Annotated in this window: 20 protein-coding genes and 1 tRNA gene; 11 read left to right on the top strand and 10 right to left on the bottom strand. The window is 71.3% G+C overall.

Going from position 1 to position 24,638, the window contains the following annotated elements:
- Window positions 1-45 precede the first annotated feature (45 nt).
- The 10 genes from J5226_RS12165 to dxs all read left to right on the top strand — a co-directional run bounded on the left by J5226_RS12165 (window position 46) and on the right by dxs (window position 13,442).
- The gene (locus J5226_RS12165) at window positions 46-963 is read left to right on the top strand and encodes an FHA domain-containing protein (protein WP_215840126.1); all 918 of its coding nucleotides are present in this window, start codon (window positions 46-48) and stop codon (window positions 961-963) included.
- Entirely contained in the window at window positions 960-4,325 is a 3,366-nt protein-coding gene (locus J5226_RS12160) for a serine/threonine-protein kinase (RefSeq protein ID WP_215840125.1), read from the top strand. The genes J5226_RS12165 and J5226_RS12160 overlap by 4 nt, the downstream gene beginning before the upstream one ends.
- Complete coding sequence (locus tag J5226_RS12155) at window positions 4,322-5,038, top strand: sensor histidine kinase (RefSeq protein WP_215840124.1); 717 nt, start codon at window positions 4,322-4,324, stop codon at window positions 5,036-5,038. Before J5226_RS12160 ends, J5226_RS12155 begins: the two co-directional genes overlap by 4 nt.
- A 48-nt stretch (window positions 5,039-5,086) precedes the next feature.
- Window positions 5,087-5,734 (top strand): response regulator transcription factor, encoded by a 648-nt coding sequence (locus J5226_RS12150; RefSeq protein WP_215840123.1) that lies wholly within the window; start codon window positions 5,087-5,089, stop codon window positions 5,732-5,734.
- Window positions 5,735-6,251: 517 nt separating this feature from the next.
- Entirely contained in the window at window positions 6,252-6,734 is a 483-nt protein-coding gene (locus J5226_RS12145; protein ID WP_215840122.1) for an LEA type 2 family protein, read from the top strand.
- Between the two features lie 150 nt (window positions 6,735-6,884).
- A complete protein-coding gene (locus tag J5226_RS12140; RefSeq protein ID WP_215840121.1) occupies window positions 6,885-8,675 on the top strand; it encodes an acyl-CoA dehydrogenase C-terminal domain-containing protein in 1,791 nt (596 codons plus the stop codon).
- A complete protein-coding gene (locus tag J5226_RS12135; RefSeq protein ID WP_215840120.1) occupies window positions 8,672-9,112 on the top strand; it encodes a hypothetical protein in 441 nt (146 codons plus the stop codon). Before J5226_RS12140 ends, J5226_RS12135 begins: the two co-directional genes overlap by 4 nt.
- Window positions 9,113-9,414: 302 nt before the next feature.
- Complete coding sequence (locus J5226_RS12130; RefSeq protein WP_345778205.1) at window positions 9,415-9,927, top strand: HNH endonuclease; 513 nt, start codon at window positions 9,415-9,417, stop codon at window positions 9,925-9,927.
- A 142-nt stretch (window positions 9,928-10,069) separates the two neighbouring features.
- Window positions 10,070-11,296: a hypothetical protein gene (locus J5226_RS12125; RefSeq protein WP_215840118.1), complete on the top strand. Its 1,227-nt coding sequence runs from the start codon at window positions 10,070-10,072 to the stop codon at window positions 11,294-11,296.
- Window positions 11,297-11,534: 238 nt separating this feature from the next.
- A complete protein-coding gene (dxs, locus tag J5226_RS12120) occupies window positions 11,535-13,442 on the top strand; it encodes a 1-deoxy-D-xylulose-5-phosphate synthase (protein WP_215840117.1) in 1,908 nt (635 codons plus the stop codon).
- A gap of 211 nt (window positions 13,443-13,653) precedes the next feature.
- Here the strand turns inward: dxs and J5226_RS12115 are convergent, their stop codons facing one another.
- Genes J5226_RS12115 through J5226_RS12105 form a run of 3 tightly spaced genes read right to left on the bottom strand, consistent with a single transcriptional unit; the run spans window position 13,654 to window position 15,979 of the window.
- Window positions 13,654-13,986, bottom strand: coding sequence for a DUF3325 domain-containing protein (locus J5226_RS12115; RefSeq protein WP_215840116.1), 333 nt, complete (start codon window positions 13,984-13,986; stop codon window positions 13,654-13,656).
- Between the two features lie 13 nt (window positions 13,987-13,999).
- A complete protein-coding gene (locus J5226_RS12110; protein WP_215840115.1) occupies window positions 14,000-15,577 on the bottom strand; it encodes a PepSY-associated TM helix domain-containing protein in 1,578 nt (525 codons plus the stop codon).
- Window positions 15,578-15,589: 12 nt separating this feature from the next.
- On the bottom strand, window positions 15,590-15,979 hold the full coding sequence (locus J5226_RS12105) for a hypothetical protein (protein WP_215840114.1): 390 nt from the start codon (window positions 15,977-15,979) through the stop codon (window positions 15,590-15,592).
- Between the two features lie 326 nt (window positions 15,980-16,305).
- On the opposite strand from J5226_RS12105, the gene J5226_RS12100 reads away from it, so the two are divergent.
- A complete protein-coding gene (locus J5226_RS12100; protein WP_215840113.1) occupies window positions 16,306-17,316 on the top strand; it encodes a TraB/GumN family protein in 1,011 nt (336 codons plus the stop codon).
- A gap of 110 nt (window positions 17,317-17,426) precedes the next feature.
- Here the strand turns inward: J5226_RS12100 and J5226_RS12095 are convergent, their stop codons facing one another.
- From J5226_RS12095 to pheT, 7 genes are all read right to left on the bottom strand, one after another.
- Window positions 17,427-19,976: a PEP/pyruvate-binding domain-containing protein gene (locus tag J5226_RS12095; protein WP_215840112.1), complete on the bottom strand. Its 2,550-nt coding sequence runs from the start codon at window positions 19,974-19,976 to the stop codon at window positions 17,427-17,429.
- Window positions 19,973-20,629 carry a TetR/AcrR family transcriptional regulator gene (locus J5226_RS12090; RefSeq protein ID WP_215840111.1) on the bottom strand — a complete coding sequence of 219 codons (657 nt, stop codon included), beginning with the start codon at window positions 20,627-20,629 and terminating at the stop codon, window positions 19,973-19,975. The genes J5226_RS12095 and J5226_RS12090 overlap by 4 nt, the downstream gene beginning before the upstream one ends.
- Window positions 20,630-20,814: 185 nt before the next feature.
- The gene (locus J5226_RS12085; RefSeq protein ID WP_215840110.1) at window positions 20,815-21,006 is read right to left on the bottom strand and encodes a hypothetical protein; all 192 of its coding nucleotides are present in this window, start codon (window positions 21,004-21,006) and stop codon (window positions 20,815-20,817) included.
- 293 nt (window positions 21,007-21,299) lie between these two features.
- Window positions 21,300-21,376 (bottom strand) — tRNA-Pro (locus J5226_RS12080).
- A 131-nt stretch (window positions 21,377-21,507) separates the two neighbouring features.
- A complete protein-coding gene (locus tag J5226_RS12075; RefSeq protein WP_057948383.1) occupies window positions 21,508-21,864 on the bottom strand; it encodes a MerR family transcriptional regulator in 357 nt (118 codons plus the stop codon).
- Window positions 21,845-22,159, bottom strand: coding sequence for an integration host factor subunit alpha (locus J5226_RS12070; protein ID WP_036101930.1), 315 nt, complete (start codon window positions 22,157-22,159; stop codon window positions 21,845-21,847). Before J5226_RS12070 ends, J5226_RS12075 begins: the two co-directional genes overlap by 20 nt.
- Before the next feature lie 45 nt (window positions 22,160-22,204).
- A complete protein-coding gene (gene pheT, locus J5226_RS12065) occupies window positions 22,205-24,601 on the bottom strand; it encodes a phenylalanine--tRNA ligase subunit beta (RefSeq protein WP_215840109.1) in 2,397 nt (798 codons plus the stop codon).
- Window positions 24,602-24,638 lie beyond the last annotated feature (37 nt).

Here is a 24,638-nt window from a genome sequence, read left to right as displayed (position 1 = left end):
CGCCGGCGCCGTCGCGAGCGCGAGAGTTCCGCGTAAGATGCGGCCATGCCGGCGCGCCTGATCGTTTACCCGCCCGAAGCCGCAGCCATCAGCCGATGGATACCCGCCGGTTCGCATTTGCGCATCGGCCGCGATCCCGCGTGCGAGCTTCGCATCGACCATCCCTCCATCTCGCGCCTGCACGCCGAGTTGATCCACGACGCCGAAGGTTGGCGGCTGGTCGACCTCGGCAGCAAGAACGGCACCCACGTCGACGGCCTGCAGGTCGCCCATGCCGGGCTCGACCGCAGCGAAGGCTGGCTGCGCTTCGGCGACGTGCTGTGCGAGTTCTCGCTGCACGAGGACGCCGAGGCCGAAGTCTGGCAGGCGCGCGAGCGCGAACGCCGCGCGCTGTCGGCGGCGTGGACGCGCCGCTTGGAAGGCGCACCGCCCGCCGACGACGACGCTCAAGCCGCCGCGCCCGGCGACGCCGATCTGGCCGGCGACATCCTGCGCGGCGTGGTCGAACTGGCCGGCTGCAGCCGCGGCTTCCTGCTGCTGGCCCAGGGCGAGGACTTCCTGGTCCAGGCCAGCCTGTCGCTGGAACGCGACGACCTCAACGCCCGCGCCTTCTCCGGCAGCGTCGGCGCGGTGCAGCGCTGCCTGCACGAGCGCCAGCCGGTGGTGGTGAACTGGATCGACGACGACCCGTGGCTGTCGCAGCGCTCCTCGGTGGTGACCGGCGGCCTGCAGAGTCTGGTCTGCCTGCCGCTGCTGCACGCCGGCCGCACCCTCGGCGCGGTCTACGCCGACCGCCGCGGCGCCGGCGAGGCGATCAGCCAGTTCGACATGGAACTGCTCGCCGCCTTCGCCGACAGCGCCGCGCTGTGGCTGCTCGCGCAGCGCGCGTTCGACGCGCTCGAACCGGCGGCCGCGCCGCTGCGCTGGACCCGCATTCTCGGCGCGCAGGCCACCTCCTCGTGAGCGACACCACCGCGACCGGCCTGTACGGAGGCCGCGGCCTCGCGCCCGGCAGCCTGCTGGCCGGGCGCTTCCGCATCGAGGCGATGATCGGCCTGGGCGGCATGGGCGAGGTCTACCGCGCCTTCGACACCACGCTCGACATCCAGGTCGCGCTCAAGCTGCTGCGCCCGGAACTGGCCGCGCGCGGCGACGCGTTCGAGCGCTTCCGCCAGGAACTGCTGACCGCGCGGCAGGTGTCGAGCCCGCGCGTGGTGCGCATCCACGACCTGTTCCGCCACGACGGCCACTGGCTGATCGGCATGGACTGGATCGACGGCGAAGCGCTGGACCGGCGCCTGGACCGCGACGGCGCGCTGCCCGTCGACGAAGCCGTGCGCATCGCCCGGCAGATCGCCGAAGGCTTGGCCGCGGCGCACGCGCGCGGCGTGGTCCATCGCGATCTCAAGCCCGCCAACGTGCTGCTCGACCGCAACGGCGACGCACTGATCGCCGACTTCGGCGTGGCCCGCTCGCTGGCCGGCAGCGGCCTGACCCAGACCGGCGCGATCGTCGGCACGCCGGATTACCTCTCGCCCGAACAGGCGCGCGGCGAAGGCGCCGACGCGCGCAGCGACTTGTACGCGCTCGGTTTGATCCTGCACGAAATGCTCAGCGCGCAAATGCCCTTCGCCGGCGGCACCGCCAGCGAAGTGCTGGCCCAGCGCATGCTGCGCACGCCGCCGCCGGTGAGCCGCCTGCGCCCCGACGCGCCGGCGTGGCTGGTGCGCTTGACCGACCGCTTGCTGCGCCCGCAGCCGGCGCACCGTCTGCCCGACGCCGCCACGGTGATCGCGGCGATCGACCGCCGCCACGTGCCGCGCGATTGGCGGCCGAGCCGCGGCGCGTGGATCGGCTTGGCCGGCGCGGCCGCGTTGGCCGCGGTCGCGGCGGGCGCGTGGTGGTTGCGGCCGGCGGCGCCGTCCGTCGCCGGCAGCGCGAGCGTCGCGCCCGCCGCGGCGCCGCTGCATCGTTTGTTGATCGCGCCGCTCGACGCCGCGTCCGGCGGCGACGCCGAGCGCGCTTATCCGCGCGCGCTCGCCGCGGCGCTGCGTCAGGCCGTGGCCGCACGCGGCGCGGTCGTGGTCGACGACGAACGCAGCCAGCAAGCGCTGCGCCAACTCGATCCCAGCGGCGCCGCGCCGCCGCCGGCGACCCAACTCGCCCGGCTCGCGCGCGCCGACCGCGTGCTCGGGTTCGCGCTCGCGCGCGAGGGCGCGCAGTGGCGCTTGCGCGCGCGCCTGCACGCGGGCGACGGGGCCGCGCAGGAATTCGCCGCGCAAGCCGCGGACCCGGCGCAGGCGATGGCCGCACTGCTCGCGCAGCCGCAGTTGCAGGCGGCGCTCGGCCTCGGCGCGGTCGCACAAACGGCCGGCGCGCCGTCCACGCCAGCGCCGACGAACAGCGCGGCGGCGACGATTCCGGCGAACGCGCTGGAGGCCTACGGCGCCGGCTTGAACGCCCGCGACAGCGGCGACCTCGCCGCCGCCGTCGCCGCGTTCGAACGCGCCAGCGCCGCCGCGCCCTCGTTCTCCGGCGCATGGCTGGCCTTGGCCGAAGCACGCAACGCCGCCGGCGACGGCGACGCCGCCTACGCCGCGCTGGAAAGCGGCGAAGGCGCCGCGGCCGGCGACGCCGCGGCGAGCGCGCGCTTCGCCGCCGAACGCGCCGCGCTCGACGGCGACGCCGAAGCGGTCGCCGCCTATTGGCGCAAACGCGCCCAAGCCGCGCCCGACGACGCCTACGCGCAACTGGCGCTGGCGCGCGCGCTCGGCGCCGGCGGCGATGCGGCCGCGGCGATCGCGCAACTGCGCGCGCTGACCGCGCGCGACCCCGACGACCCGCGCGCGTGGTTCGAGCTCGGCAAGTTCTCGATCCTGCACGGCCAGGCGCAACCGGCCGTCGACGATTACCTGACCCGCGCGCTGGTCCAGTTCAAGCGCGGCGGCAACCGCTACGGCGAAGGCGAAACCGAGAACGCGCTCGGCATCGGCTACGCCCGTCTCGGCCAGAACGATCACGCGCTGACGCAGTACCGCAACGCGGTCGAACTGCGCCGCGCGGTCGGCAACCGGCGCGGGCTGGCGACCAGCCTGCGCAACCTCGGCAACGTGCTCGCGCTGACCGGCCGCTTCGACGAGGCCGCGCGCAGCCTCGGCCAGGCGCGCGAACTCTATGCCGCGCTCGACGACCGCCACGGCCTGGCCGCGGTCGAAAACGAACTCGGCCTGCTCGCCGAGGAACGCGGCGACTACCCCGCCGCGCTGGCCGCGTTCCGGCGCGCGCTGGCGGCATGGCAGCAGGCCGGCGACGCCGCCGGCACCGCCCAGGCGCTCAACGACATCGGCTTCGCTCATTACCAACTCGGTGCCTACGACGACGCCCAGGCCTATCTGGTGCAGTCGCGCGAGGCCTACGCCAAGCTCGGCGACGACACCGGCAAGGTGCGCACCGCGCAGAACCTCGGCTTGCTGGCGAGCGCGCGCGGGCAGTGGCCGCAGGCGCGCGAAGCGCTGCAGGGCTCGCTCGACGCCGCGCTGGCCGCGCAGATGATGGAAGAGGCCGCGGTCGGCCGGCGCAATCTGGGCGAACTGGAATTGATGCAGGGCCGCATCGGCGCCGCGCTCGATCAGCTCGACGCCGCCGCCGCGCTGTTCCGCCAGCGCGAAGACGCGCGCGGCCAAGCCGACGTCGGCCTGCTGCGCGCGCAGGCGCTGGCCGCCGCGCGCGCCGATGCGCAGGCGCGCTCGACCCTCGACGCGCTGGCGCCGCAGTTGCAACATGCCTCGTCCGAACAACGCGGCATCGCGGCCCTGCTGCGCGCGCAACTCGACGGCGCCGGCGGCGACCGCAACGGCGAACGCGCCGCGCTGGCGCAAGCGCGGCGCGAGGCCGAGCAATCCGGCGTGCGGCTGCTGCAATTGCAGGTCGCGCTGCAAACCGCCGACGCCGACGGCCGCTTGGACTCCACGCTCGAACAACGCATCGCCGCGCTCGGCCACGCCGGCCTGCGCCTGCAGGCCGCGCGCGTGCGCATGCGTCTCGCGCTCGCCGCCGGCGACGCCGACGTGGCTCTGCGCGCCTACCGCGACGCGCAGCCGCTGCTGCGCCGCGGCGAGCATCTGGAAGCCGGCGCGCTGCACGCGCTGGCCGCGCAAGCGCAGCGCGCGCAAGGCCGCGAAACCGACGCCGCCGCCAGCGACGCGCGCGCCCTGGCCGAACGCCAGCGCCTGCACGAACAGCTGCCGCCGGCCTTGCGCGCCGGCTACGACCCGGCCCGTGCGCAAGCGGCCAACGCCGCGCCGAAACCGCGGCCTGCGCCATGAGCGATCCGTCGGAACTGCGCGCGCTCTACCGCGATCTGCTGCAACGTTTGCAGCGCAACGAACGCGAGTTCCGCCGCCTCGGCCGCGCGGTGTGGCGGGTGCAGGAAGACGAGCGCCGCCGCATCGCCCGCGAGCTGCACGACGGCGTCGGCCAGAACCTCACCGCGCTCAAGCTGCGCCTGCACGAACTGCAGGCCGCGCTCGACCCGGCCCAGGCCGCGCTGCACGACGGCCTCGCCCAGGCGCTGGCGCTGTGCGGCGACACCTTGGAAGACACGCGCGAACTCTCGCGCCTGCTGCGCCCGCCGATCCTCGACGATCTCGGCCTGGAATCCGCGCTGCGCTGGCTGGCGCGCAGCCACGACGGCCGCGGCGGCGCGCGGGTCGAACTGGAACTGGGCGCGCTGCCCGAACTCGACGGCGAACTGCAGACCCTGCTGTTCCGCACCGCGCAGGAAGCGCTCGCCAACGCCTCGCGCCATTCGCAAGCGCAGAAGGTGACGCTGAGCCTGCAGCGCCGCGGCGAGGAACTGCACCTGGACGTGCGCGACGACGGCCGCGGCTGCGACCCGGTCGCCGCGATCGCCAGCGGCGGCAACGGCCTGAGCGGCATGCGCGAACGCCTGCGCCTGTACGGCGGCCGGCTCGATCTGGTCAGCGCCCCGGGCCAAGGCCTGCGCCTGACCGCGCGGGTGCCGCTGGACTACGCCTGAGCGCGCCCGCCGCTTGACGCCCCGCGCCGCCCTGCGCACCCTGCGGGCATGGCCGACTCCAGCGTGCGCGTGCTCATCGCCGACGATCACACCATGGTGCGCGAGAGCCTCGCCGGCCTGCTGCGCGGCGCCGGCGTCGACGTGGTGGCGCAGGCCGCCGACGGCGTGGAGACCCTGCAGCGCGCGCAGGAACTGCATCCGGACGTGGTCGTCACCGACCTGTCGATGCCCGGCCTCAACGGCCTGGAAGTGATCCGCCGCCTGCACGAACAAACGCCCGCGCCGCGCGTGCTGGTGCTGACCATGCATCAGGAAGACGAATACATCCTGCAAGCCGTGCGCGCCGGCGCCAGCGGTTACGTGGTCAAGGACAGCCCCGCCGCGGAACTGCTCGCCGCGGTGCGCGACGTGCACGCCGGGCGCGGCTACTTCGGCCCGCAGGCCGCGCGCGCGCTGGCCGAGCAACTGCGCCACCCCGAGCGCGAACTCGGCGATCCCTACGGCCGCCTGACCGCGCGCGAACGCGAGGTGTTCCACCTGATCGCCGACGGCCTGACCACCAAGGAAATCGCGCGGCGGCTCGCCATCAGTGTGAAGACCGCGGAGAACCACCGGGCGCGCGTGCTCGACAAGCTCGGCGTGCGCAACAGCGCGGAGCTGGTGCGGTATGCCTCGCGCAAGGGGTTGGTGGATTGAGGCGTCGTCGCGGGTAGGAGCGGCGTTAGCCGCGAACGCGGCAGCACGGCGATTGCGGGAGTTGCGGCGTAGTTGGGTTTTCGCGGTCGCGGCTTGCGCCGCTCCTACAGGGGCTGCGGCCGTTTCGTATCGCTCGTGTAGGAGCGGCGTGAGCCGCGACCGCGACAAGACGGCGATTGCGGAAGCTGCGACGTAGTTGAGTTTTCGCGGTCGCGGCTTACACCGCTCCTACAAGCGCTGCGGCCGGTCCGTGTCCCCCTGTAGGAGCGGCGCAAGCCGCGACCGCGCCACCTCGCCCACGGCGCCCCCCGCCTACCCCACGGATCTCCGGCCACCGCCTGCACGCTCCACCCGCCGCGCGACGCCCGGCCCACCCTGCGTCGCGACCGCCCCCACCCGCCACCGCGCCCAACCGCCGCCCCAACCCTCCCCAAAACCGCCCTCCCCACCCCTGACCGCCCCACCATTCGCCGTAGTATCCTCGGCATCCCAACAAGCGTTTTAACGGAGCGGCGGCATGAAGGCAGGGGTCTGGGTGCGGGTGTTCGGCGCGGCGCTGGTGTTGGCCTCGCTGGCGGCATGCAAGTCCGGTCCGGTGCGGCGCGTGTCCGAGCCGGCCGCGCGTATCCAGCAGCTCACGGTCAAGGCCGACGGCAGTTGGTCGGTGGATCTGCGCCTGGAGAACTTCAGCAGCATCCCGATGCAGTTCGACCGCATCGACCTGCAGGTCAAGCTCGGCGAGGAAGCCGCCGGCCAGCTGCAGACCCAGCCGGCGCTGTCGATCGGCCCGGAATCGGCCGACGTCGTCACCGTCGCGCTCAAGCCCGCCGCCGGCGCCAAGCTCGCCATCGCCGACGCCCTCGCCGGCGGCCGCAGCGTCGCTTACAGCCTCAAGGGCGACATCGTCGCCACTCCCAGCGAGACCAAGCAGCGCACCTTCCAGGTCGAGCGCAGCAGCGCTCTGAGCCCGGCGCCCGGCTTGCCCGGTGTGATGCGCTGAGGAGCGAGGGGAACAGGGACACAAGGGAATGAAGGGAATGGAGAGGACGCGGTGCGTCCGACTTCATCGCCCTTCGCCCTCCCCGCCCCCGCCGCTCCAGCCATTCCCCTCTTTCCCTTCATTCCCCTCATTCCCTATCCCCAGACGCCCATGAGCACCTACAAAGCCCCCCTCACCGACATGCGTTTCGTCCTGTTCGACGTGCTCGGCGCCGAAGCGCAGTTCCAGCGCCTGGGTTATGCCGACGCCACCCGCGACACGCTCGACGCGGTGTTGGAAGAAGGCGCGCGCTTCAACGAAACCGTGCTCGCGCCGCTCAACGCGGTCGGCGATCAGATCGGCTGCAAGCACGACAAGGCCACCGGCGCGGTGACCACGCCGCCGGGCTTCAAGCAGGCCTACGACCAGTTCGTCGATGGCGGTTGGTCCGGCCTCACCGCGGAAATCCAGTTCGGCGGCCAAGGCCTGCCGCACGCGGCCGGCGTGCCGCTCAAGGAAATGATCGACGCGGCCAATCTGGCCTGGGGCAACTTCCCGCTGCTCTCGCACGGCGCCACCGAGGCGCTGCTGCACCACGGCGAGGCGTGGCAGCAGGAAGTGTTCCTCAAGCCGCTGGTGGAAGGCCGCTGGACCGGCACCATGTGCCTCACCGAACCGCATTGCGGCACCGACCTGGGCCTGCTCAAGACCAAAGCCGAGCCGCAGGCCGACGGTTCGTACGCGATCAGCGGCACCAAGATCTTCATCACCGCCGGCGAGCACGACCTCACCGACAACATCATCCATCTGGTGCTCGCGCGCCTGCCGGACGCGCCGGCCGGCAGCAAGGGCATTTCCTTGTTCATCGTGCCCAAGGTCAAAGTCGCGCGCGACGGCAGCGTCGGCGAAGCCAACGCGGTGCGTTGCGGCAGCCTCGAACACAAGATGGGCATCCACGGCTCCGCCACCTGCGTCATGAACTTCGACGGCGCTCAGGGCTATCTGATCGGGCAGCCGAACAAGGGTCTGATGGCGATGTTTACGATGATGAACACCGCCCGCCTCGCGGTCGGCCTGCAAGGCCTGGGCCTGAGCGACCGCGCGCTGCAGAACGCGCTGCGCTACTCGCGCGACCGCTTGCAGATGCGCGCGCTGTCGGGCCCGAAATTCCCCGAATTGCCGGCCGATCCGATCATCGTCCACCCCGACGTGCGGCGCATGCTGCTGACCTGCAAGGCGCTGGTCGAAGGCGGCCGCGCGATGGGCTACGACGCCGCGCTGCTGGTCGACATCGCCCACGCCGCGCCGGACGAAAAAGAACGCGCCGAAGCCGACGCGCTGATCGGTTTCATGACCCCCATCGTCAAGGCCTGCCTCACCGAGTGGGGCGTGGAATGCACCTACCACGCGCTGCAGTGCTTCGGCGGCCACGGCTACATCGCCGAGCACGGCATGGAGCAGCTCGCCCGCGACGCGCGCATCACCACCTTGTACGAAGGCACCACCGGCATCCAGGCGCTGGACCTGCTCGGCCGCAAGGTCATGCAGCTGCAGGGCGCCGGCTTGCAGGCGATGTTGGCCAAGATCGAAGCCTTCTGCGCGCAGAACGAGAACAACGCCGCGGTGGCCGAGTTCGTCGCGCCGCTGCGCCAGGCCGCCGGCGAATGGCTGCAGCTGACGATGTCGGTCGGCAAGCGCGCGGCGGCCAACGCGGACGAAGTCGGCGCGGCTTCGTACGACTACTTGTTCTATTCCGGCTACGTCTGCCTCGCCTATTGGTGGGCGCGCAGCGTCGCCGCGGCCGCCGCGTCGGGCCAGAGCCAGGCGTTCAAGGACGCCAAGCTGGAAACCGCGCGTTTCTACTTCGCCCGCCTGCTGCCGCGCACCCAGGCGCACAAGGCCGCGATCGACAGCGGCGTCGCGCCGCTGATGGCGCTGGCCGCGGAGGGCTTCGACGCGTGATCCCGCGCGGCGGAAGCGCGAAACCGGCCGCATCGCGGCTTCGCGCTTTCGCCGCCGTCGCGGCGATGCTGTCGCTCGCGGGCTGTTCGCGGCCGCAATCGCCGCCGACGGAATTTCCCGGCGGCATCGCGGTGCCGCCCGAGGCGACCGACCTGCACGATCGTCTAGACGATCAGTTCCGAACCATGAGCGCGTACTACCGTTTCGAGCTGCCGTCGCGGCGCTTGCCCGCGCTCACGGTGGCGCTGCGTTGCAATCTGGGCGAGATCGAAACCGCCCCTCGCGCCGCCGAAACCGGCGATCCGGCGTGGTTCGCGCCGGTTCCGAATCGCCCGCACCGCCGCTGCGAGAGCCAGCTCGCGGGCTGGTTCTACCAGCTCGACGTCGACGTCTCCCGGCCCGACCGCTACACCGTGTATCTGCTCGCTTTCAACTGAGATTCGCCGCGCCCGCACCGGCCCCGCGCCGCTCGCGCACCGACCGCCGGCAGGCGGCGTCTACACAAAATGTAACCAACAGGGTATAAGCTCATTCTCCGATGGAGACCGATAGAGCGAAGATCCGCCTGGTCCGCACCGGAACCCACGCTGAAATGCTTCAGCGTGAGCCGGAACCCTCCGGTGTCGGCGAGGCTTACTCGCCCTGGACCGGCCCCCGCGCAGTGCCGCGCAATCCCCTCGAACGCCTGAATTCGGTGCGGCTGCTGTCGCTCGACGCGCACGGGCGCGTGCTCGACTGGATGAACTGGCAAGACGCCGCCTGCCTGTACGCGCGCGGCGCCGTCGCCTGGACCCTCGGCGACCCCTGCCTGCAGGTGCACGGCGGCATCAACCGCTTCACCGGCGAGCGCAGCGTGCTCGAGCTGCACCCCATCGTGGCCGCGCGCGGCCACGCGCGCCCCGGCGCGCTCGACCCGACCCCGGCGCTGACCAACGCCGCGCTGTTCGCGCGCGACGGCCACCTGTGCATGTACTGCGGCCACGACTTCCACCGCCCGCACCTCACCCGCGATCACGTCGTGCCGGTGTCCAAGGGCGGCCGCGACATCTGGGAGAACGTGGTCGCCGCCTGCTTCGCCTGCAATTCGCGCAAGGGCAACCGCACCCCGCAGCAGGCCGGCATGCCGCTGCTCGCGGTGCCGTACCGGCCGAGCTGGGTCGAGCATCTGATCCTGTCGAACAGGAACATCCTGGCCGACCAGATGGCGTTCTTGAAGAATCAGTTGCCGAAGAACGCGCGCATCCACGCTTAGAAGTCGTGAACGCGGTCGCAGTATCGCGACCGTTCCCCCCCGCGAAGTGCCGAGCCGCGCGCATAAGCGACGCATTGCGCTCGTTGACGACGTTACGGCCGTCCCGGACACTCGTCGCCATCGACTTACGGACACATTCGCGATGCCTTTAACCCTCGGTCTGACCGGTATGGACCCGGCGACGGAGTCTGCGCTGCAGACGGCTTTCAAGGTGGCCAACACCCGTCTGGGCGGCCGCTGGACCCTGGTGCCGGAGCCGCAAGCCGACTTCGTCGTGGTCGACATGGACAGCATGTACGGACCGATGAGCTGGTTGCGCCTGCACGCCGCGGGCAAGTCGGTGATCGCGCTGACCGCGGCGCAGCGCACCCAGGCCGATTTCCTGCTCGGCCATCCTTTCAGCGCCGACACCATCGCCGCCCTGCTGGGCGAAATCGCCGGCCAGAACGGCCAGCCGCTGAGCGCCGCCGAGGCGCCGCCGCCGGCCGCGCCCAAGCCGGTGGAGATTCCGCAGCAGCCGCGCACCGATCCGACCGCGGCGCTGCCGGACGTGGTGGTGGAGTTGCTGCAGACCGATCTGGCCCAGGCCAAGGCGGCCGCGCCGGTCGCGCCGGCACCGGTACCAGCGGCGCCGGCGGCGCCGGCGACGCCTGCGGTCGCGGCGCCCGTCGCCGCGGCGACGCCCGCTCCGGCTCCCGCCGCGGCACCGGCCACGCCTGCGGCCCCCGCACCGGCGCCGGCTCCCATCGCCGCCGCGCCGGCCGCACCTGCTCCGGCGCAACCGCAACCCGCCGTCGCCGCCGTCACCGCCAGCGGCGACGGCCTGCTCGACTGGCTCGTCCCCGGCCGCCTGCGCGGCCTGCTGCGCGTGGGCAGCGGCGAAGAACGCCTGCTGATCGACACCGACCAGCGCCGCTACCACGGCCCCGCCGCGCTCAAGCCGCTGTCGGGCTTGTTCGAGCGCGGCTTCGCGTCCTCCGAATTCGAACTGCTGCCGGCCGCGCAGTGGGACGCCGCCGCCGCGCAGCTGGGCGCGCCGATGCCGCTGGCGCGGCTGGTGTGGTTCGGCAACCTGCTCGCTGGCCGCGGCCGCCTCGCTCCGGGCTACGACGCCGGACGCCGCTACCGCATGACCAAGTGGCCGCAGACCGAGCGCGAATACCCCAAGCACTTCCGCATCGCCACGGTGATGATGAAGGGGCCGGCGCATCTGGCCGAGATCGCCGAAGCCAGCGGCGTGACCGAGGCCGAGGTCGCCGATTTCATCAACGCCAACCTCGCCACCGGCTTCGCCGAGGCCGAGGGCGACCCGCCGCCGGCCGAGCAGGCCAAGTCCGGCGGGCTGTTCGGGCGTCTGCGCGGCCGCTGAGCGGCTGCGTCCGAGCGTCGCGGCCCCGCCGCGGCGCTCGCGCCGGCCCGGACCCGCAACCCGCGCCAACGTCGCGCAACAGCGCCGAACCGCCGCGACCGGCGCTGTGACCCGGATCGCACCCCGGCCTGATGGAATCTGGCCGCAGGCACCCAGCTGAACCCAGAATCGTCACACTTCTTGCCCGCCTCACACGGCGGCGGGACAATGCCCGACCAGCTGAACGCCCGTGGTCGTAATGATCGATTCGCAGCGCTACCCGCGTCTTTCCCGCATTCAGGTCCCCGCCGACCTGCGCCGCTTTCCCGAAGAGGAACTGCCGGCGATCGCCGAGGAATTGCGCGCCTATTTGATCGAGCAGGTCGCCCTCGTCGGCGGCCACTTCGGCGCCGGGCTCGGCGTGATCGAGCTTACCGTCGCCTTGCATTGGCTGTATGACACGCCCGTCGACCGCCTGGTCTGGGACGTCGGCCACCAGAGCTACCCGCACAAGATCCTCACCGGCCGCCGCGACGCCATCCACACGGTGAAGCAGAAGGACGGCGTCGCGCCGTTCCCCAAGCGCGACGAATCCGAGTACGACACCCTCGGCGTCGGCCACAGCTCGACCTCGATCTCGGCCGCGCTGGGCATGGCGGTGGCGCTGCAGCGCCGCGGCGACGAGCGCAAGGTCGTGGCGGTGATCGGCGACGGCGCGATGACCGCCGGCATGGCGTTCGAAGCGCTGGCCCACGCCGGCGGCATGAGCGATCCCGAGCCGAACCTGCTGGTGATCCTCAACGACAACCAGATGTCGATCTCCGAGAACGTCGGCGGCGTCACCAAGATGCTCGGCCGCCTCACCAGCAGCCGCACGCTCAACGCGATCCGCGAAGGCGGCAAGAAGCTGCTCGGCGACAAGCGCAAGCCCGCGGCCAAGTTCGTGCGCCGCTGGGAAGAGCATTGGAAGGGCATGTTCGTGCCCTCGACCTTCTTCGAGGAAGTCGGCTTCCACTACACCGGCCCCATCGACGGCCACGATCTGCCGGCGCTGCTGCATGCGATGAAGACGCTCAAGAGCCTCAAGGGCCCGCAGTTGCTGCACATCATCACCACCAAGGGCAAGGGCTACGAGCTCGCCGAGGGCGATCAGATCGGCTATCACGCGGTCGGCCCGTTCGATCCCGAGAAGGGCCTGGTGAGCAAGCCCGGCGCCAAGAAGCCGACCTACACCGACATCTTCAGCGACTGGCTGTGCGACATGGCCGCCGCCGACGAACGCCTGCTCGGCATCACCCCGGCGATGCGCGAAGGCTCGGGACTGGTGCGTTTCAGCAAGGAATACCCGCAGCGCTATTTCGACGTGGCCATCGCCGAGCAGCACGCGGTGACGCTGGCCGCGGGCATGGCCATCGAAGGCGCCAAGCCGGTGGTGGCGATCTACTCGACCTTCTTGCAGCGCGGCTACGACCAGCTCGTGCACGACGTGGCGATCCAGGACCTCGACGTGCTGTTCGCGATCGACCGCGGCGGCGTGGTCGGCCCCGACGGCGCCACCCACGCCGGCAATCTCGACCTGTCGTACCTGCGCTGCGTGCCGAACATGGTGGTGATGGCGCCGGCCGACGAGGACGAGTGCCGCAAGATGCTGTCCACCGGCTTCCAGTACCGCGGCCCCGCCGCGGTGCGCTACCCGCGCGGCACCGGCCCGGGCGCGGCGATCCAGGCGAACCTGGACACCCTGCCGATCGGCAAGGCCGAACTGCGCCGCAGCGGCAAGCGCATCGCCCTGCTCGCCTTCGGCGCGATCGTGCCGGCGGCCGAGCAAGTGGCGGCCGAACTCGGGCTCACCCTGGTCAACATGCGCTTCGTCAAACCGCTCGACCGCGCGCTGATCCTGGAACTGGCCAAGAGCCACGAAGGCTTCGTAACCCTGGAAGACAACGTCGTCGCCGGCGGCGCCGGCAGCGGCGTGGCCGAATTGCTGGCGGCCGAGGGCGTGGTGTTGCCGGTGCTGCACCTGGGCCTGCCGGACGAGTTCCAGCATCACGCGAGCCGCGAGCAACTGCTGGCCGAAGCCGGCCTGGACGCGGCGTCGATCCGCGCCAGCGTGATCAAGCGGTGGCCGTCGTTGGCGGCGCAGCCGGCGCAGTCCGCGGCGGGTTGAGCGACAATTAGCGCGAACAGCAAAACGCCCGGCTTCGCGCCGGGCGTTTTGGTTTTATCGGTTCGGGTTTGTGGGTTCGTCGTAGTTGGATTGTCGCGGTCGCGGTTCGCGCCGCTCCTACAGGGACTGCGGCCGGTTCGTATCCGACTGTAGGAGCGGCGCGAGCCGCGACCGCGGCAATCCGACTACGACGACCGCTCCCCCGCGCCGCTCAACTCACCCAAAACGGCATCGCCACGAACGCGCTGACCACCGCCGCCATCGCGACCTTCGTACTCGCCTTCGGCGCCATCGTCATCAACACGGTCCACGCCAGCGCCGACACGATCAACGCCGCGGTCCAGAAAATCGGCCCCTGCGCCCAGCCCCAGCCGTACGCGAACAACCCGAAATCCAGCGCCAGCAAAACCCAACCGGCGCCGCGCAGCGCGCGGGCGCGCGCCGGGCGGAACGCGCCGGCGAACACCTGTTGATGGTGCTTCTCCATTCCCAGGCTCAGCAGGCACCACGCCGCCAGCGCCAGACACCATCCCAACCACAGCATGCGCGCGTTCTCCTCAGCGATCGGCCAGCGCCGGCTTCGCCGCCGAAGGCTCGCCGCGCTCGCGTCGCGGCTTGCGTTCCGGCGCCGGCTGGCGCGCCTTGACGAAACTGCGCCGCGCCAGCAGCGCGAACCCCAGCGCCAGCGCGAACGCGGTCAGATCCACCGCCGCCAGCGTCCAGTCGCCGCGCGCGATCGTCGCGAGCAAGTGACTGTTCGGCGCGGTGGCGAAATTCACCAGCGGCACCAGCGCGAACGCGACCGCGTTGAGGGCGAAGAACCGGCCCCAGCCGCGCTTGTGCACCGCCGGGATCGCCGCGTACAGCGTCGCCGCGATCCACACCGCGCAGAACACGGTAATTTCGGCGTTGGAACGCGCCGCCGCCTCGGCCGGGATCAAGCGATTGGCGATCACCATCGCCGCGCTCGCCAGCGGCAAGCCGCCGACCACGCCGAGGTTCAAGGCCTGCACCAAGCCGTAGCCCGACAGGCTGCCGGCCTCGGCGATCTTCTTCGCGCGCTTGTTCACCCACACCTGCATGCCGCTGGCGATCATCACGCAGCCGGCGAGGCCCATGACGAAGTACAGCCAACGCAACGCGCTGCCGCCCCACTGCGCCATGTGCATGCCGCCGAGGAAGGTGTAAGTCTTGTAGCCAGCCGCCATCGGCCCGCTGATGTGCAGGAAGCGGCCGTCGTTGGCGTCGTAGAAGGCTTGGCGGAAATTCCACGCCACGTCCTTGCTGTGGTCGCCGCCGAAGGAGATCGTCGCGCTGGTGTCGTCGGGGTGATGCACGCTGACCCAGGTCACCGGCTGGCCCAGGCGCGCGCGCGCGTCCTGGATCAAGGCGTCGATGGAATGGATCTGGGTCAGCGGCTTGCCGGTCTCCGGGCGCTCGTAGCTGTCGGAAGCTTCGACGAAGAACTTCTCGCTGTCGCCGTTGAACTGGGCGAACAACCCCGCCGGCATGTAGTTGGCGACGAAGATCGCCACGCCGGTGTACGCGATCATCAAATGGAACGGCAAGCCGAGCACGCCGGTGAGGTTGTGCCCGTCCAGCCACGCGCGCTGGCCGCCGCTCTTCGGGCGGAAAGTGAAGAAGTCCTTGAAGATGCGCTTGTGGATCACGATGCCGGTGAAGATCGCGATCAGCATGAACATGCCGGCGATGCCGACGATGTACATGCCCCAGGTCGGCGAATGCAGGTTGAAGTGCAGAGTGAAGAAGAACTCGCCGCCGGCGGTTTCGGGAATCTTGGCGCCGTTGCTCGGGTCCAGGTCGAACAAGTCCGGATCGCCGGCGTCGTAATACACGCCGCCTTGCAGCGATTTGCTGCGCTCGCCGGGCAAGGTGAGGTAGTACGCGTGCGGGTGTTCCTTCGACACCTTCTGCAACCGCGCCACCGCCGCGTCGAGACTGACGCTGTCGGCGCCGCGCTCGTGGCCGTGCAGCGCGGGCTGCATCCAGTGAGTGAGTTCCTTGTCGAAGCAGGCGATGGTGCCGCCGACGAAAATCACGAACAGCAGCCAGCCGATCGTCAGCCCGGCCCAGGTGTGCAGCCACGCCATCGCTTGCGAGAAAGTGTTCTTCATCTCTTGAGCGCCTCAGGCCGCGGGCGGGGCCGAGCCCGGAAACAAGGCGAGCGCGCCGCACAGCTTGGCCGCCCAGAACAACAGCGCGGCGATCGCCGCCGGCGCCCAGCACGCGCGCCAGGCGCTGCGCGCGGCGAAGGCGTACATCGCCACCGCGGCCCAGACGAAGAAGCTCAGCAGGCTCGCCGCGATCACGCTGTCCACCCGCGAGAACGGCAGCGCCATGCTGGCGAACGCGGTGAAGGCGTAGGCGAAGAAATAGCCGACGACGATCGCGGCGAAGCTGCGCGCCGCGACGGCGCCGCGATAGCGCCAGGACAGCGGCGCGCGCGGCTTGCGCGGCGGCGCAGCGGCGTGGACGCGCGCGGCGGCGGCGGCGGGAGGGGCGGAGCTTTGCGTCATTGCGGGCTTCGGGTCGTGAAAGCGGCCGGCGACGGGCCGGGCCGGAGCGGGTGGAACCTGCCGATCGGAAGGCGCCGGCAGCGGCCTGCCGATCGCGGCGAATCCCCCGACGCGAGCCGGAACGCCCGCGCCGGATGCGCCGGCCCGCCCAGTCTAGTTGCCAATGGTTCTCATTTGCAAACCAAGCGACATCGCGAAATCGCCAAGCCGGCACCGCGCAAACGCCACGGCCCGTTAGACCCCGTTACAGATGGCGCATACCGGCGACGCCCCGGACCGGCTACGATCCGCCACGCTCCTCCTCCCCCACCTCAGGAACGCCAAGGATGCGCCGCGCCCTCACCGCCCTCGCCTTGCTGGCGCTGTTGCCGACGGCCGCGGCGCAGACCGCGCCGCCCGCCGCAGCGACCCCGCCCGCCGGCGACATCCGCGATTTCGACACCCTCGTGGTCACCGGCGAACAACCCGGCCCCGGCCTGTGGAAAGTGATGCGTGGCGGCCATGTGCTGTGGATCCTCGGCACGGTCAGCCCGCTGCCCAAGGACATGACCTGGCTGTCGCGCCAGGTCGAGGCGACCATCGCCGATTCGCAGGAAGTCATCGCCCCGCCGTCGGTCAGCCTCGGCACCGAGTTGGGCATGTTCCGCACGATGCTGCTGATTCCCACCGCGCTGAAGGCGCGCAAGAATCCGGACGGCAAGACCCTCGACGAAGTGGTGCCCGCCGATCTGTACGCGCGCTGGTCGACGCTCAAGGCGCGCTACATCGGCCGCGACGGCGGCGTGGAGAAATGGCGGCCGATCTTCGCCGCGCAGGAACTCTACGAAGCGGCGATCAAGCAATCGGGAATGTCGCTCAAGGGCGTGGTCCAACCGGTGATCGAAAAGGCCGCCAAGCAACACGGCGTGCCGGTCACGCAGGCGCGGGTGACGCTGAAGATCGACGATCCCAAGGCCACGCTGAAGGAATTCGCCGACAGCGCGATGGACGACCGCGAGTGTTTTTCCAAGACGCTCTCGCGCATCGAAACCGACCTGGAAGCGATGCGCGCGCGCGGCAACGCCTGGGCGGTCGGCGACATCGCGACCTTGCGCACGCTGCCGCAGGGCGATCAGTACCGCACCTGCCTGGACGCGCTGGCCGCGACCGGCGTGGCCAAGCGCCTCAACCTCGGCGACCTGCGCCAGCGCGTGACCGCCCACTGGCTCGCGCGCGCGCAAGAGGCCATCGCCAAGAACAACAGCACGTTCGCGTCGCTGCCGGTGGCGGATTTGCTCGAGAACGGCGGCTTGCTGGATAAGCTGCGCGCGGCGGGGTACACCGTCGAGGATCCTTGATCGCGCGGTTTTCCGGCGATCCGAACAGCGAGCATCGGGGCCGAAGCCCTTCCCGCGCGAGCGCGGGAGAGGCTCGGCCCCGATGTCTTTAGCTCAACCGCGGCGCGCGCTCATTCCGCCACCCGCCGCACCGTGCCGCGGAACCCGTCGACCTCGACCAGCTCGCCGTCGCGCAACTGCGCCAGAATTCCCGGCAGATTCGCCACCGCCGCGATCCCGAACTCGCGCGCGACGATCGCGCCGTGCGACAGGAACCCGCCGGTTTCCAGCACCAACGCGCCGGCTTGCAGGAACAGCGGCGTCCACGCCGGATCGGTGCTCTGCGCGACCAACACCTCGCCCGCCGCCAGCGCGACGCCGTCGCGCGGATCGCGCACGATCCGCACCCGGCCGCGTGCGCGGCCCGCACCCACCGGCGTGCCGCGCCAGCCCGCGTCCGTCGTCGGCGCAGCTTCGTCGGCCTCGCGCATCGATGCGATGTGCGCGGCATCGGCGTATTCGGCGATCACGTCCGGCTCGCGCTCGCCGGCCTGACGCTCGCGCGTGCGCAGCCGCTCGCGCGCGCGTTCGCGCGCATGCGCGGGCGCCAGCGCGCCCTCGGCCGCGGCGGCGATCTCCTCGACCGCCAACTCGAACACGTCGGTCGCGCAATCCAAAGCGCCAAGCTGCCGCAAGCGCTCGCCCAAGCGCAGCGCGAGGCGCCGCAAACCCTCGAAACAGGCCATCAGCGCGCTGCGCGCAGCTTCGCGCTGATTGCCGTCGCGGATCGCGTCGGCGAGCAGCTTGCGCAACAACGGCCGCTGCCACGCCGGAGCGGCCGCGCCGAGGATCGCCCAGGCTTGCGCCGACGCTTCGGCTTGGCGCAAGCGCAGCGCCGCGGCATCGCGTCCTTGCAGCGACAACGCCAGATCGAACAAATACCCCGGCTCCTCGCGCCAGCGCGGCTGGCGCAGATAGCTCTCGGCGATGGCGCGATGCCCGTAGCGTTCCAGGAACGCCTCGAACGCATGGCGGAAACAGCCCATGGGCAGCCGCTCGCGCCAAGCCGCATCCTCGCGCGCGGGGTCGCGCAACCAGCGCTGCGCCGCTTCGTCCTTCGCCGCGAGTCCCGCCAGTTCGATCAGGTCGTAGCCTTGCTGCGCGGTCACGCTGGGCTCGCCGCCGGCCATCAGCGCCGCGGCCAAGGCGTGGCCTTCGCCCGGGCGGATTTTCTCGATCATTCCGACCAAGCCGCTGAGGCTACCGCCGGCCGAGCCTTGCAGGAAAAACAGCGCGTCGGCGCCGCGCACCTGCGCGCTGCGTTCGCGCAACAACGCAGCGAGCGCGCGATTGCCTTGATCCAGCGGTTGCGCGCGCCACTGCGCCGTGCGTTCGCGCCATTGCCGCAATTGCGCGAACGCGTCGCGGCGATAGCGCGGCGAGCGCGCCAGATAACGCAGCAGACGAACGCCGCGCGCGGCGCGTTGGCGCAGCGTTGGGGGCGGTGCCGCGATCGCCGGCTGACGCCCGCCGAGCAATTCGTTCATCGCCGCCGGCGCGATGCCGTAGGCGTCGCAGCCTTCCCACTGGATCAGCGACGCGTCCAGATACACGCGCCCGTGATGCAAGGCCGCGTGCGGCACGCCGTCGAGCGATCGATAACCGCCCAGCCGGTAGCCCAGACCGAGCATGCGTTCGGCGGCGATGGAATACATCGACCAATCCAGCGCCGACAACGGTTCGGGCAGGATCTCGCGGGTGTTGCCGCGCGTCCACCAGCGCGGTTGCGCGCGCAGCGCCGGGTAGGTGTGGCGCGCCGCGGCGGTGACCGGCCGCGCCTGCACGATCCACACCTGAGCGCCGTCCCACACCCACTCGATGTCGTAACGCGGCCGGGCGAAGTCGAGCGCGCGCGCGGCGTCGAGCGCCAGCGCCGCCACCCGCTCGGCCTGCGCCGGTTGCAGCACCGCGGCATCGGCGCGCGCGGCCGGCGTGTCGGCCAACTCGGTGCCGCCGCCGTCGCGTTCGCGGCTGTAGCGGCGCTTGGCGCCGATGCGCTGTTCGATCAGCTCCGGCGTGCGCTCGATCGGACGCAGGCGCAGCCGGTATTCGTCCGCGTCGGCCTGACCGCCGACCAACGCCTCGCCCAAGCCCCAATGCGCGTTGATCAGCAAACGGTCGTCGCGGCCTTCGAGCGGATCGCAGGTGAACGCTACGCCCGAAGCCGTCGCCGCCAGCAGCGGCATCACCACGACCGCCATCGCGGTGTCGTCGGCGGCGACGCCGAAACGTTGGCGATACGCCGCGGCGGCGGGTTCGTGCGCCGAATCCCACACCTCGACCAGCGCGTCCAGCAAGGCGTCCAAGCCGCGCACGTTGAGGCAGGAACGGTGGATGCCGGCGAACGAAGCGCGCTCGGAATCCTCGTGCGGCGCCGAGGAACGCACCGCCAGCGCGCGCTCGCCCCAGCCGCGGCGCAGCAGTTCGGCCGCGAGTTCCGCGCGCAGCGTCGCCGCCGCCTGCGCGCCGCGCGCGCGGTCGCGGCTGGCGTCGGCGGCGATCACGAAGCCGTCGGGCACGTGCACACCGAGCGCGGCCATGCGCGCGAGCTGCCAGCCCTTGCCGCCGGCCTGTGCGGCGCCGGCGCGCGCGGCGGCGGGCCAATCCAGCAGCGCGCTCACGCGCCGTTCCGGGCGCGGCCGGCGCCGTGCACGAACAGCTCGACGATGGCGGCGAACTCGTGATCCAGGCGCGCGCTGTCGCCGTCTTGCGCCGGCAGCGCGACCCAGCGCATCAGCGCGCCGAGGTAGAGATGCTGCAACAGCGCCGCCAGATGCGCGGCCGGCAGGTCCGCGCGCAATTCGCCGTCGCGCTGGCCGGCGTCGATCAGCGCCTCGAACAAGCGCTCCATGCCGCTGCGCGATCCGTCGCCGGCGCGGTCGCCCGGGTGGAGGCTGAGGAAGCGGTAACGCAGGTAATGCGGCAAGTACGCGCGACGGCCCACACACCAGCGCGCCGACGCCTCCAGCCAGCCCGACAGCCGCGCGGTAAAGCCTTCCGGCGCGCTCAGGCTCGCGGTCAGGTCCGCGCCCATCGCCTGCGCGATTTCGGCATGGAACTGGTGCGCCAGCAGCGCTTCCTTGAGCGGGAAATGGTTGTAGAGCGTGCCTTTGGCGACATCGGCGGCGGCGGCCACCTGCTCCATGGTCACCGCCTCGAAGCCCTGCGCCTCGAACAGGGCGAACGCGGTGGCGGCGAGATGGTCGAGGGTCTGGCCGCGCTTGCGTTCGCGGCGGCCGGGCGTGGGGGCGGAGGCGGTCGGGGAAGCGGGCATGGCAGGGCGCCTGACTGAACTACGATCATTTTTGAACGTCGTTCAATTATTCGCAAGACCCCGGATCCGCGACAAAACACCGCAGCTCGCCGGCCCCGTGCGGGGAAGCTCAAGCCGGCGGCTTTCCCGCCCTCGCGGCTCCGGGCCGCCCGAGCCCGCCCCGCCCGACCGCGTCGCCTCGCCGGTCAGCCTGCCGCCTTGGCCTCGGGTCCCGCCCGCCCGAACACTTCGTAGATCCGGCGCAGCAGCGCCGGGGTGTCGTCGAACACTTCGTGGCGCAGGCGCAGGCCGGCGTCCTCGCGGATCCAGAACTTGAGCACCCAGCCGTTGTCGGTGCGCTCGAATTCGCCGGTGCGTTCCAGCGGCGTCGGGGTCATGGGAAGGCTTCCTCGCAGCGCCGGCATCCAGCCCCGCCGGTTCGGGGACACGGCCGTCGGCCCTGTCCGTCATGATCGCGCGAGGGGTTCGCAGAGGCTGCGATGCGGCGCGGAAGCCGCGAGGTTTTCGCTGCGCCGGAGCGGGCAGCGGCGGGCCGGAACGCCGCCCCGCGAGACCTGCGGCGACAGCCGCCAATGCGATGACGCATTCGCGAACGTCGGCGACGCGACGCAAACCCCGAAAACGAAAAACCCCGGCTTTCGCCAGGGCTTCGGTACCGCGACTTCGCAAGTGGTCGGGACGGCCGGATTTGAACCGACGACCCTCTGCCCCCCAGGCAGATGCGCTACCAGGCTGCGCTACGCCCCGACGTGAATTGCGATGTCCGCTCGTGCGAGCGGGCGGCAAGTATAGCGGTTAGAAGCAGGGAATGGGGAATCGGGATTGGGGAACTGAGGGATCGCCGAGTTCGGAGCGATCGCCGATGTCCCGTTCCGACTTCAGCGCCGCAGCAGCTGCAGCACTTCTTCCAGTTCCATCCGCACCTGCTTGACGATCTGCGAGGACAGCGCCGATTCGTCCTTCGCCGCTTCGCCCTCCAGACGCAGGCGCGCGCCGCCGATGGTGTAGCCCTGTTCGTACAGCAAGCCGCGGATCTGCCGCACCATCAGCACTTCGTGGCGCTGGTAGTAGCGACGGTTGCCGCGGCGCTTGACCGGGTTGAGGGTGGGAAACTCGGTCTCCCAGTAACGCAGCACGTGCGGCTTGACGTCGCACAGCTCGCTGACCTCACCGATGGTGAAGTAGCGCTTGGCCGGAATCGGCGGAAGTTCGCGGTTACTGCCCGGATCCAGCATGTTCGCCTCCGCTGTACGCCTCGACCCGTTCCTTGAGCTTCTGGCCCGGACGGAAGGTCACCACCGTGCGCGCGGAAATCGGGATCTCTTCGCCGGTCTTCGGATTGCGGCCCGGGCGCTGGTTCTTGCGGCGCAGATCGAAGTTGCCGAAACCCGACAGCTTGACCTGACGCCCCTGCTCCAACGCCTCGCGCAACGCATCGAAGAACGCGTCGACGAACTCCTTGGCTTCGCGCTTGTTCAGTCCGACTTCGTCGAACAACCGCTCCGCCATTTCCGCTTTGGTAAGTGCCATGGTGACCTCTGAATAACGTCCGGACCGTGACGGTCGCGCGAGGCGTCAGCCGCGCAGCTTGGCGCCGTGTTCGCGTTCCACCGCGGCGGTCACTTCGGCCACCACGGCATCCACGTCCCGGTCGGTCAGGGTGCGCGATTCATCCTGCAGAATCAAGCCCATAGCGAGACTCTTGAATCCGGTTTCCACGCCCTTGCCCTGGTAGCGGTCGAACAGCACCAGCTCACGCAGGCTGGCGCCGGCGGCGGCCTGAACGGTCGCCTGAATGGCCGCCCACGGCACCGAATCGGCGACGATGAACGCGCGATCGCGGCGCACGGACGGGTACTTGGACTGTGCACCGGCCTTGGCCACGGCCCGCTCGGTCAGCCCGGCCAGATCCAGCTCGAACGCGATGACCTCGCCGTCCAGGTCCAGCGCGCGCTGCAGGCGCGGGTGCAACTGGCCGATCCAGCCCAGGCGCAGCTCGCGTCCGCCGTCCACACGCCAGACATCGGCGCTGCGGCCCGGGTGCGCCCACGACGGCGCCGTCGGGCGGTACTCCAGGCGCGCGGCGGCGGCCGCGGCGAGGCTGTCGAGATCGCCGCGCAGGTCGTGGAAGCCGACCGGCTGCGCCGCCCGGCTCCACTGCTCGGCGCCGGCGCTGCCGCAGACCGCGGCGGCGATGCGCGGGGTCTCGCGCGGCGCTTCGCCGGACACCGCATGGAACACGTTGCCGAGCTCGAACAGGCGCACCCGCCCCTGCTGGCGCGCGGCGTTGCGCGCGAGCGCGGCGACCAGCCCCGGCAGCAGCATGGTGCGCATCACCCCGAGTTCGGCGCTGAGCGGATTGGCCAGCGCCACCGCGCCCTCGCCCGCCTGCCACAGTTCCAGCCACGCGGCGTCGACGAAGGCGTAGTTGACCGCTTCCAGGTAGTCGCGCGCGGCCATCTGCCGGCGCACGGTGAGCGCGTCGACGCGGGTCTCGGTCGGCGCGATCAGGCGCGAGGCGCCGCCCGGCAACGTGGTCGGGATCGCGTCGTAGCCGTGGATGCGGGCGATTTCCTCGATCAGGTCTTCTTCGATGGCGATGTCGAAGCGGCGGCTCGGCGGGGTCACGCGCCAGCCGTCGTCGCTGGCCTCGACCTTCAGGCCCAGCGCTTTGAGGATGCGTTCGACTTCGGCGTCGGCGACGCTCATGCCGAGCACGCGCGCCAGCCGCGCGCGGCGCAGCGTCACCGGGCGCGGATGCGGCAGGTGCTCGGGCAGCGCCGATTCGGTCAGCGGGCCGGGCGCGCCGCCGGCGATGTCGAGGATCAGCCGGGTCGCGTATTCGATCGCGGTGCGCGGCAGTTCCGGATCGACGCCGCGCTCGAAGCGGTGGCCAGCGTCGGTGTGCAGGCCGAGCTTGCGGCCGCGACCGATGATCGCGGCCGGGGCGAAGTGCGCGGCCTCCAGGAACACGTTGCGGGTGGCGTCGGTGACGCGGCTGTCGTAGCCGCCCATCACCCCGCCGAGCGCGACCACGCGCTGGGCGGCGCCGGCGCCGTCGGTGATGACGATGAACTGCTCGTCGAGCGTTACGTCCTGGGCGTTGAGCAGCTTGGTCGCCTCGCCCTTGCGCGCGCGGCGCGCGCCGACCGGCCCGGCCAGGGTGTCGCGGTCGAAGGCGTGCATCGGCTGGCCGATTTCGAGCATCACGTACTGGGTCACGTCGACCAGGAACGACACCGGGCGCACGCCGCTGCGGCGCAGGCGCTCGGCCATCCACACCGGCGTCGGCGCGGTCGCGTCGACGCCTTCGATGACCCGGCCGCAGTAGCGCGGCACGTCCGCGCCGGCGTCGAGTTCGACCGTCAGCGCCGCGTCGATCGTCGCCGGCACCGGCTCGATCGCCAGCGGCGTCACCGCGCTGCCGGTGGCGGCGGCGACGTCGAAGGCGATGCCGCGCACGCTGAAGCAGTCGGCGCGGTTCGGGGTCAGTTTGATTTCGATGCTGGCGTCGGGCAGGCCGAGGTACTGCGCCAGCGGCTGGCCGACCGGCGCGTCGGCCGGCAGTTCCAGCAGGCCGGAGGCGTCGGCGTCGATGCCGAGTTCCTTGGCCGAGCACAGCATGCCGAACGATTCCACGCCGCGCAGCTTGGCCGCCTTGATCGCGATGCCGCCGGGCAGGTTCGCGCCGACCGTGGCCAGCGGCGCGATCAGGCCGGCGCGCGCGTTCGGCGCGCCGCACACGACCTGCACGGTGCCGTGGCCGGTATCGACCGAGCACACCTGCAGGCGGTCGGCCTCCGGATGGCGCTCGGCGCTGACGATGCGGGCGACGACGACACCGTCGAGCGCCGCGCCGAGCGCGGTCACTTCTTCCACTTCCAGCCCGATCGCGGTCAGGGTCGCGGCGAGCTCATCGCGCGTGGCGGCGGTCGGGACGTGCTGGCGGAGCCAGTTTTCGCTGAATTTCATGGGTTGGGAACCGGGGGAAGCAAAGCGGGAAGAAAGA

The organism is Lysobacter sp. K5869 (assembly GCF_018847975.1).
In the GTDB taxonomy this organism is placed as follows: domain Bacteria; phylum Pseudomonadota; class Gammaproteobacteria; order Xanthomonadales; family Xanthomonadaceae; genus Lysobacter.
This window is presented reverse-complemented; position numbering and strand designations above follow the sequence as displayed.